Raw genomic sequence first — 10,046 nt, 5'->3', positions numbered from 1 at the left:
TGACAGGGATCCCTGCCACGCAGTCTTTTATGTTTCCGTACTGTAAATAACGTTGATTGCCTGTTTCAGGCTTGAGTACGTCTGAATCTTCTGGAAATCTATGCCGAGGTTCACAACTGTTTGAACTATATCCGGTGTCATTCCTGTCACTTTTGCTTTGACACCGATCAATTCCAAAGAATCTATCAATTGGAATATGATCTGGGCAACATAAGTGTCAATGATCGGAACCCCTGACAAATCAAGAATGAAATAGTTCACTTTCAGTTCCGAACTTTTTTCCAGTGCTTTCTCAAGCATGAGTTTGGCCCTGCTTGTATCGATATCCCCCACAAGCGGCAGGACGGCTACCTTATCTGATATCGGAATGACAGGTACTGACAATTCAAATAATGCTGCTTTCGAGTTTCTTAATTGATCTGCCTGATAATCGACAAAAGGAAGACTGAAATAACAAGTCACATCACTGATGTCTGTTTCCAGGATATTCAGCATCTCATAAAATTCCTCGATTGACAGTTCATATTCCTTTGCCTTAACCATGAGCAGTTCCCCGATGATTGTCCGATACTCAGGAAACTCATTAAGCATTTCTTCCAGGCTCGTATTCAATGTCGCACATTGGCCCCCGGCTTTCCTGCCCCAAGCTTTAAATTTTCTTCTACGCTCATCTTTGTCCAGCACGAATGACTCTGCGAACAATTTGACCAGTTCTTCTCTCATTGTAAGCATATCGTTGGATATCGACAGCATTTCAGGGTACTTTTTGTTTTGCTTTTCAGTCACTTCTTGTGCGAGTTCAGTACTTCGTTCCCTTATCAGATCACTGAACTCTTCAAACACACTCTGTTTGTTGGTCATTTAAACACCCTCTTTGCACGTTTCTTAATAAGTTATCTACAAATCAACACTATTAAAGTGTATATGAAAATTGAGGGGAGATTCAAATGATAATGTTCCGATTTCCTTCCGGGACTTCTGAATTATTTATCTTTACCTGCAAAAAAACCCCCTGCGCACCTCAAAATGCCCTTATGAATTTTAAAGGCATAGTTGTTTGCAGCGGGGACTTTCCAGGCTTTCCTCCTCTGTTTTTGCCACAGGCAGAAACAGTAAAGCTGGCATTATAGCTTAAGGATGAGCTTTCTGGGTTATCACAGGATTCCCTGAAAAATTAAGAGGATGAAACAGGAAAAATTTCATCCTCTAATAGAGGTGCTTTTTGAAATCATGCCTGTTGAAACCTGATACGTTCATCCTTAGCTTGAAGCCCGGATGCTTCATTGAATATTTGGAAACAGTTCTGATACTCTTCCGTCGATTCTTTCACCAAAATCATCTACAGGTTCTCCATTATGTACACGGTCGCGATAGGATTTCATATCCCGTACCAATTCACGGTCACTTGAAATGAAGACACTTTGAATGTTCCTATTCACACTCTTTACTGCTTCTTCAATTTTCCTCTGCAAATCATCATCCAATTGGGTTTCCAGGCGGTTCTCCAATACCACACCAGCATAAGCATCCTCGCCTTTTGTATAAACATAAGCACGTTCAATTTCATACAACTTCATTACTTTGTTAGCCATTCTATCGGTCATATTATAAGTTGGATCAGCAGGGTTGGCTTCCCCATATATATTGTTTTCACCTGTATTGGTAGTATTATAGCGGACTTGCTGAACTCCCATGCCGCCATCTTCTCCATCTTGGCCAAGATCATTGTCGTTTGTATTACAGCCGGCCAGTATAACCAGAAGCACCAGCAGATAGAATCGTAATTTAGTCATCAGGGACCCTCCTTTTTGTTCATAAACTAGGCTTCCCATATCAGTTGAATTTCATACTTTTAATATGACTCCTGGTGAATCATGTTCTATGAAAGATACATTTCACGTATCGATTGCTGCAATTTGAAAAGCGCAAAACCCGTTTTGTCTCTCTGGATATAAATCATTTTTTCAGTGAGATAAGGATGAATCTCTGAGTTTGAATCAATCAGCAGCATATTTTGCGAAAAAAAGAAAATAGAAAAAGACAGAAGACTGGGCTCCTGTCTTAATCAGTTGTATTTATTATTCCAATTTCATCCAGAAAAATATAACCTTTTGATGTTTTATCAAATACAAATTCAATTTTCTTAACGCTACCAAGCTCGATTCCCTGTGATGTAAAGTTTGTTAGAGGAATTTGAAAGGTTTGAAGTACGGGTTCATGCACTTTTCCATATCTGGATTTTTGATAAAACCATGTCTTCGAGTGCTGGACCTTTAGAGCTGGAGCAAGGGGCAGCATGTCAGACAGCGTGACTTCCGCACTTTTTCCATCGGACGTTTCCAGCCTTATGGTGAAATCAGAAGATTCATCACCATCCATCATATTTGCAGCAGAAAATGTAAGGGAATGATCGGAGTTAATATTATGGTTTGTAAGATACTCCTCTTTAAGGTCCATTTCATATAACCCGGACAGTGAGTACCCTTCATTCCATTTAAGATAAACTCCGTGATTCAGTCGATCATCATCCTCACGCGATTCAAGCTCCCCTTCCTTCCAGAAGCTCAGCCTCGAACCATCGAAGGATATTTCGTTATCATTTCCTGTAGCCAAATCATAATCATTTTCATAATCATTCAGGACCTGAAAGCTGCTGTCACTGTACCGATTGATATAGATTGTGTCAGGAAGCCAGTGAAGTGCATAGCTGTAATCTTTAAATATCGGTTTATATTCCTCTTTTCCCTTCAAGGTGGCATCTAAGAAGGCTGATACATAGGTTTTGGCAATCTGCCGCTGTTCTTCCCCATCCAGGAGAGGCTTCTTATTGATGAATAAATTCATTGGCAGAGTTGTGTCGTCGTCGTTCCAAACGGTATTGAATTGGCCGTGGTTTGCACGGTGAATATATAGGGAAGATTTCATCCAGCCATTTCCATCCGTGAATTGAAGTCCATTGTATTGCCGGTCACCGCTGAATTCAGAAACATCACTGTCATACGAGCCTTGAAGCAGCAGGTAATTGACGTTTTCCATGTGGACAGGCTTATCCCCCAAGGTAAAATAATCTGTAGGAGCTATTGCCACCACTGATTTTATTTTGTAATCAAAGTGAAAGGTGACACTTCCGTTATTGGGGTATTTATCGAGCTTATTATACTCGGTTGCCACAGCTGCAGCTTGTCCTCCCCTTGAATGGCCGAGCAAGGCGATGTTATCAAAATCAACTTTCTGATACATATCGGTTTTCTTTGATTGATTGAACTCTTCAAATTGATTCAGATGCTTTAAAAGGAGCCACGCCCTCGTACTGATTTCATTATTCAAGCTTCCCGACCATGATGAGGTGTTCAAGAAGTTTTCATCTATTGAAACGGCAATATATCCCCTGCTTGCAAGCAGTTCACCAAGGTAGGCATATCCTTCATCAGAAAATTCCTCCATGATATGATTGCCATGCACCATCAGGACCAAAGGGAATTTCCCCTTTCCTTCAGGCATCCAGACTGTGCCATTTAAGGGAATTTCCGTTTCATCAAACCCCCAAAACCAAGTCCTGTATTTATTCCAGCCTCCAGACACACGGGAGGCATTCAGCGTATCTGTCCTATATTCAACACCTTCTGCGAATTCATGGCGCCTTTTATCCATTCCGCTTCCATAAGTGAATGTATTAACATTGAACTCTCCTGGTTTTGAAGGATCTTCTGCCTGAATGGTTTTGGAAGACGGTTCAAAATCTGAAACAACATACCTGTCAATTCCAGGCATCACCAGCCATACAGCAAGACCTCCAGCCAAAAGAAAGCCAAAGACCAGGGCAGCCACAGAAGTTATTTTGGTCCTTTTGGAATTCCACCAAAAGCCGACAGCACCTCCGGAAGCTACCCCAATACCAACCAATATATAGCTCAATGGCATGATCTGATAAGTACTTCTCACTTGAGATAAAAGGATAAGCAAAATGGCGGCCGATGATATAACTATTGCGAGAAATCGGTCATTCAGCTTTTTAACCAGTTTAACGGCAGGATAGACGATAAAGGGACTGATCAGCGCTGCCAGCAGCAACGGCAGCACGACGATGATAAAATCAGGGACTGTCCCCAGTCCCGATTCAAGTCCGACTCCAAAAAAGACTGAAAAGAGAAAGACGACGGTAAATGCTCCGATAGCAGCGCCCTTCCATGCCCTTCCGGCAGCTGACTCGAAGCGGCGCCAGGCCTTCAGAAAGTACTTCTTCATTCTATGAAAATAGGATTTCTTATTCTTGATTTCAACCGGTTGTTCATACTTTTTGTCTGGTTCCATAAAACAGCCACCTTTTTTGGATCTCCATCGTCATTATATCAAAGATGCCTCCCCATTTTGTCTGAAACTTTTGTAAAAATGAAAGCCTGTTTTTTAAAGGCTGTTTTCGCATAAATGTTGCTTTCCGAATAATACCCGGTCCCGCATTTTTCAATTGTATTCGAAGATTTTACTCTCGAAAAAGAACGAGCAGCTCTTTTCTTGCCTGCTCACCAGGATTTTTTTCCGATGATTTAACAGAATATTATTTGAAATTCATATTGGCAACAACGTGTTACGAAAAGAGCCTTTTTTAAAAAAAGTGCTGTTCCCCACTTTGATGCTCCCGGTCCATTTCCATGAGCGGGTCCTACTCCTTCATTCCAAGATTCACTCCCGGAAAGCTATTTCATTCCTGTTTACCACGGAATAAATAAGACTAATGGTGAAAAGTAACTTACAATTTTTTAGTGAACACAGAACAGGGCCTCAAAAACAGCTGTCCCCTAAATGGGGAACAGCCATTTTGCCACTTACTCATTCTCATATGAGATGATTGTGTTTTCATCATGCCTGCGGTTCATTTGATTACTCTTTTTCCTGTAGTCCTTGGATTTGAAGATGATATCAAAATCATAATCCTCGGGATACATTTCTCTTGAAGAGATATAAAGTTCAAGCCTTTTGTGGTTGATTTCCTTCTTTTCCCCTTTAATGAAAACCGAGTAATTCCCCATGTTGTCCGGCCCTTTTTCAATGATCCCGAAATCACCGGCAGGAGTCACCTTCACATTATCACCCATTGTAAACTGGGGAATTGTTTCTTTGCTGTTCACCTTGTCCTCCCGGTGTCTTCTTGCATGCCGGTTAACCATGACTTGTTTCTCAAGTTCTTTTCGGGAAGGGAAACCGTCCTGATCTGCGTCTGACCTGTATTTCATTTCTGTCTTATATGTGACCATGTGTGCAGTCTCAATGATTTCTGGATGCATTCCCAACTTTAATGCTATAGAGAAGGCCTGGCTGTCTCCTCCTCTTCCGACGATCAGGCGGTAGGTCGGCTCGAGGGTTTCGAGATTGAATTCCATTGACCCATTTGTAAAGCCTTCTTCCCTATAGGCAAACTCTTTGATTTCACTATAATGAGTAGTAGCCAGCAGGGTGGCACCTTTGGCATAAAGCTTTTGAAGGACCGCTGTGGCCAATCCCATCCCTTCACCAGGATCGGTTCCTGATCCAAGTTCATCCATAAGAATCATGCTTCTGTCATTTGCCTCCTGAAGGATTCCGATAATGTTTTTAATATGCGAACTGAAGGTACTTAAGTTTTGCTGAAGGCTCTGCCCATCGCCGATATCCAGGAGGACTTTCTGGAATATACTGATATGGCTTCCTTCATCAACCGGAATATGGATCCCGCATTGTACCATTATCGTCAGGAGGCCCACCGTCTTGATCGAAACATTCTTTCCTCCTGTATTCGGCCCGGTGATCAAGAGGGCATGAAAGTCCTTTCCCAGTTCAAGATTCAGCGGGACTGCTTTTTTCCCTATCAAAGGGTGTTTCGCATTTTTCAGTAATATATAATGTGATTCATTCAAATCAACTGATCGGCCGCCAATCGCCCTGCTGTATTTGGCTTTTGCAAAGAGAAGATCGTAATTAATCATGACCTCCACCGCAAGCTTGAGTTCTTTCTCACGCTGCTGGACAAGTCCTGTTAAATAAAGAAGTACACTCTCCGCCTCGGATTCTTCTTCCATCCTCAGATACAGCAGCTGGTCCTGCTGCAAACCGACTTCTTCCGGCTCAATATAGAGGGTGGACCCGGATGCAGAGGTATCAAGGACGGCACCCTTTACTTTTCCTTTGTATTCCTTTTTAACAGGAATGACATAACGGTCACCTCTCAGGCTGACGACCGCTTCCTGGATGTAAGATTTATATTTATTGGACTTTATCATACTTGTAACTTTCTCTTTCAGTCTATCCTCCTGGATACTGATTTGCTTTCTGACCTTCAATAACTCTTTTGAAGCATAATCATCAACTCGCCCATTGCGGATGCAGCGCTGGATTTCTTCAAATAAATCAGGGAGTTCTTCAATTGAGTAAACGTAGGATGAGACTCTGGGAGCTATGAATTCCTTATCCTTCATGAACCTTTTCAATTTTTGGCAGCAATCCAGGAACAAGAGAAGCTTTTGGAATTGATCCGGCCTCAAGGCAGTTCCTTTGTTCATCTGGTTAAGGATAATTTCGATTCCATCAAGTGCGTGAATCGGGACGCTTTCGCTCTTGGATAATATCGCTGCTGCTTCTGTTACTTCATCCAGCCATGCAGCGATTTGTTTTTTGTTAAAAGACGGAGAAAGCGATTGGACTAGCTTCTTTCCTGAGTCAGTAAGTGCATATTTTGTTATTTCTTCTTGAATGCGGTGAAATTCCAATTGTTTAAAAGTATTTTCGTTCAATGTATATTCCTCCAAGTTTTGGTATTATCCTTTCAAATTGGGACAGGGGAGTTTCGCTGTTTTGCCGATCTCTTTGGCCCATTTAGTCTTTGATTGGGCCGGGGTCTCGCTGGTTTCCCGATTTTCATTGGTCCATTTAGCCTTTTATTGGGCCGGGGTCTCGCTGGTTTCCAAATTATATCGGCCCATTCAGCCTTCTAATGGGCCGGGATATCCGTGGTTTCCGAATCTCAATGGCCCATTTAGGGCTTAATTGGACCGGGGTCTCGCTGGTTTCTCACTCTCATCGGCCCATTTAGCCTTTGATTGGGCCGGGATCTCCCTGGTTTCTCATTCTCATCGGCCTATTTAGCCTTTGATTGGGCCGTGGCCAAGCTGGTTTCAGAATTTCAATGGCCCATTTAGTCTTTGATTGGGCCGGGATCTCGTTGGTTTCTCACTCTCATCGGCTCACAAAAGAACTAATCCGCAAACAATAATCACGCATACTGGATTTAAACACAAAAAAACCGCAATGAACAATGTCCATTACGGTTCGGGATATCATACAAAAAGAAGGTTTGCAGGTGCTGGTTGCACAAAAAAACTGTGCTCGATCGACACAGTGCTGCAGACAAATGATTGCATGCTATGATCATTGTTCTTAACTCATCAGACATGAAGGCATGCTTAAAGAAGCATATGAACAGATTTTTTTCTGCCCAGCCTTGATGAATGACCGTATAAAGTTACGGATTAGTTAAGAACGACACCTAACATACAACATTTCCCCTTATCAGAGATTATTTTAAGTTACACATCTCATAATATGCTACTCAGTATTCCTTTGTCAAACACGCTTTCTTTTTCAGAGATTATGGACATCATACTTATCTTTCAATTCATCCGGTGCCAGTTTGATGATTTGCTGCAGGATCAAGGTGAAGACCGCTATATCATCTACAATGCCAAAAATGAGAAGCCAATCAGGTATTAAATCAAACGGCAGCAGGATATATCCAATAATCAATCCAATGGATGTCAGCTTTTTCCATACCTTCACACGCGGCGATTTAAAAAAAGCGACAAGGAATGGAACCGACCTCCTGATGTTGAATAAAAATTTCATTCTGCTGAAAAATCTGACCATCAATCTTTCCTCCTTCAAAACCTTCTTCCTTTTATATACCACAATTTTATAGAAAATAGTTTCCCTGGGAATCATTTTGATTCTGATAGATAAAATACCCCGCCAATCATAAGAAATTCCTTATAAGATGTGAATTTCTTGGTGGAACATGTTATAATCTTTTAGATATGAATGATGGAGGTAATAACTAAATGATTCAAGTTTCGGATGTAAGTCTGCGTTTTGGTGATCGTAAATTATTTGAAGATGTAAATATAAAATTCACTCCCGGCAACTGTTATGGCCTCATTGGAGCAAACGGTGCCGGCAAGTCGACTTTCCTTAAAATCCTATCAGGGGAAATCGAATCCCAAACAGGCAACGTTTCCATGACTCCTGGTGAACGTATGGCCGTGTTAAAACAGAACCACTTCGAGTATGAAGAGCACGAAGTATTAAAAGTTGTCATAATGGGCCATGCCCGCCTTTATGAAGTCATGCAGGAAAAAGACGCTATCTATATGAAAGCTGATTTCTCTGATGAAGACGGAATGCGCGCAGCCGAGCTTGAGGGCGATTTTGCTGAATTGAACGGTTGGGAAGCGGAGTCCGAAGCAGCGATTCTTCTTAAAGGGCTTGGCATTGGCGAAGACCTTCATGCGAAGAAGATGGAAGATCTTTCAGGTGGGGACAAAGTTAAAGTATTGCTTGCACAGGCTCTTTTCGGAAAACCTGACGTCCTTCTTCTCGATGAGCCTACCAACCACTTGGACATCGCAGCGATTCAGTGGCTGGAAGAGTTCCTGATCAACTTTGAGAACACAGTCATCGTTGTATCCCATGACCGTCACTTCCTGAATAAAGTCTGTACACATATTGCCGACCTTGATTTCGGAAAAATCCAGGTCTATGTCGGGAACTATGATTTCTGGTACGAATCCAGCCAGCTTGCTACGAGAATGGCGTCCGACCAGAACAAAAAGAAAGAAGAAAAAATCAAGGAACTGCAGGCATTCATCGCGCGGTTCAGTGCCAATGCTTCCAAATCCAAGCAAGCGACTTCACGTAAGAAGCTGCTTGATAAAATCACATTGGACGACATCAAGCCTTCTTCCCGTAAGTATCCATATGTCCATTTCAAACCTGAACGTGAAATCGGGAATGACTTGCTGAGAGTAGAAGGCATATCTAAAACAATTGACGGCGTAAAAGTCTTGGATAATGTAAGCTTCATCATGAACAAGGATGATAAAATTGCGTTGGTAGGAAGCGACGAAATCGCCAAAACCACCCTGTTCAAAATCCTTGCAGGGGAATTGGAACCGGACAGCGGTTCTTATAAATGGGGCGTAACGACTTCACAAGCCTACTTCCCGAAAGATAACTCAGAGTACTTTGAAGGAAATGAGCCAAGCCTTGTGGAATGGCTGAGACAATATTCCCCTAATGACCAAAGTGAATCATTCTTAAGAGGGTTCCTTGGAAGAATGCTATTCTCAGGGGAAGAAGTCATGAAAAAGCCGGCCGTCCTTTCAGGAGGAGAAAAAGTCCGCTGCATGCTTTCGAAGATGATGTTGAGTGAATCGAACGTTCTTTTGCTTGATGAACCGACAAACCACTTGGACCTGGAGTCCATCACAGCACTGAACAATGGCCTTGTGAATTTCAAGGGCTCCATGATCTTTGCGTCCCATGACCACCAGTTCATTCAAACAATTGCAAACCGCATCATCAAGCTGGACACTGAAGGCATCATTGACAAACAGATGACATATGACGAGTTCCTTGAAGCTACGGCAGTGAAAAATTAATACGATTATTGAATCAGCGGCCTCCCATCCTTTGGGAGGCTTTTTTGATTTTGGTTGGCATACGGTTTCTTTTGGTGAGGCTTGTGTTTGGTTGGATCTTTCTTATGGCTATTGGTTTTCAGGATACTGCTTTTTGGGCATTATCAGTTAATTTTTTTCTGAATGATGGTGGAAATAAACTGTTTTTTTCGGCATAATCAGCTACTCTTTTTTGAATGATGCAGGAATTGCACCGTTTTTCCGGCATCATCCGCTCTTCCCTTCACGAATGATGTACCAATTCACCCGCTTTTCCGGCATCATCCGCTCTTCCCTTCATGAATGATGTACCAATTCATCTGCTTTTCCGGCATCATCTGCTAC

Annotated in this window: 6 protein-coding genes; 1 reads left to right on the top strand and 5 read right to left on the bottom strand. The window is 42.2% G+C overall.

Features of this window, described 5'->3' with window-relative positions:
* Nucleotides 1-27 precede the first annotated feature (27 nt).
* From D3H55_RS23290 to D3H55_RS23265, 5 genes are all read right to left on the bottom strand, one after another.
* On the bottom strand, nt 28-861 hold the full coding sequence (locus D3H55_RS23290; protein ID WP_119549714.1) for an STAS domain-containing protein: 834 nt from the start codon (nt 859-861) through the stop codon (nt 28-30).
* 419 nt (nt 862-1,280) lie between these two features.
* Nucleotides 1,281-1,793, bottom strand: a complete 513-nt coding sequence (locus D3H55_RS23280) for a YhcN/YlaJ family sporulation lipoprotein (RefSeq protein WP_168413245.1) — start codon at nt 1,791-1,793, stop codon at nt 1,281-1,283.
* Nucleotides 1,794-2,061: 268 nt separating this feature from the next.
* Nucleotides 2,062-4,311, bottom strand: a complete 2,250-nt coding sequence (locus D3H55_RS23275) for a poly(ethylene terephthalate) hydrolase family protein (protein ID WP_119549711.1) — start codon at nt 4,309-4,311, stop codon at nt 2,062-2,064.
* Between the two features lie 512 nt (nt 4,312-4,823).
* A complete protein-coding gene (locus D3H55_RS23270) occupies nt 4,824-6,764 on the bottom strand; it encodes an endonuclease MutS2 (protein ID WP_119549710.1) in 1,941 nt (646 codons plus the stop codon).
* An 847-nt stretch (nt 6,765-7,611) separates the two neighbouring features.
* On the bottom strand, nt 7,612-7,893 hold the full coding sequence (locus tag D3H55_RS23265; protein WP_119549709.1) for a YkvA family protein: 282 nt from the start codon (nt 7,891-7,893) through the stop codon (nt 7,612-7,614).
* A 191-nt stretch (nt 7,894-8,084) separates the two neighbouring features.
* On the opposite strand from D3H55_RS23265, the gene D3H55_RS23260 reads away from it, so the two are divergent.
* On the top strand, nt 8,085-9,683 hold the full coding sequence (locus D3H55_RS23260) for an ABC-F family ATP-binding cassette domain-containing protein (RefSeq protein ID WP_119549708.1): 1,599 nt from the start codon (nt 8,085-8,087) through the stop codon (nt 9,681-9,683).
* The last annotated feature ends 363 nt before the right edge of the window (nt 9,684-10,046 follow it).

This window comes from Bacillus salacetis, assembly GCF_003581585.1.
Classification (GTDB): Bacteria; Bacillota; Bacilli; order Bacillales; family Bacillaceae_B; genus Rossellomorea; species Rossellomorea salacetis.
This window is presented reverse-complemented; position numbering and strand designations above follow the sequence as displayed.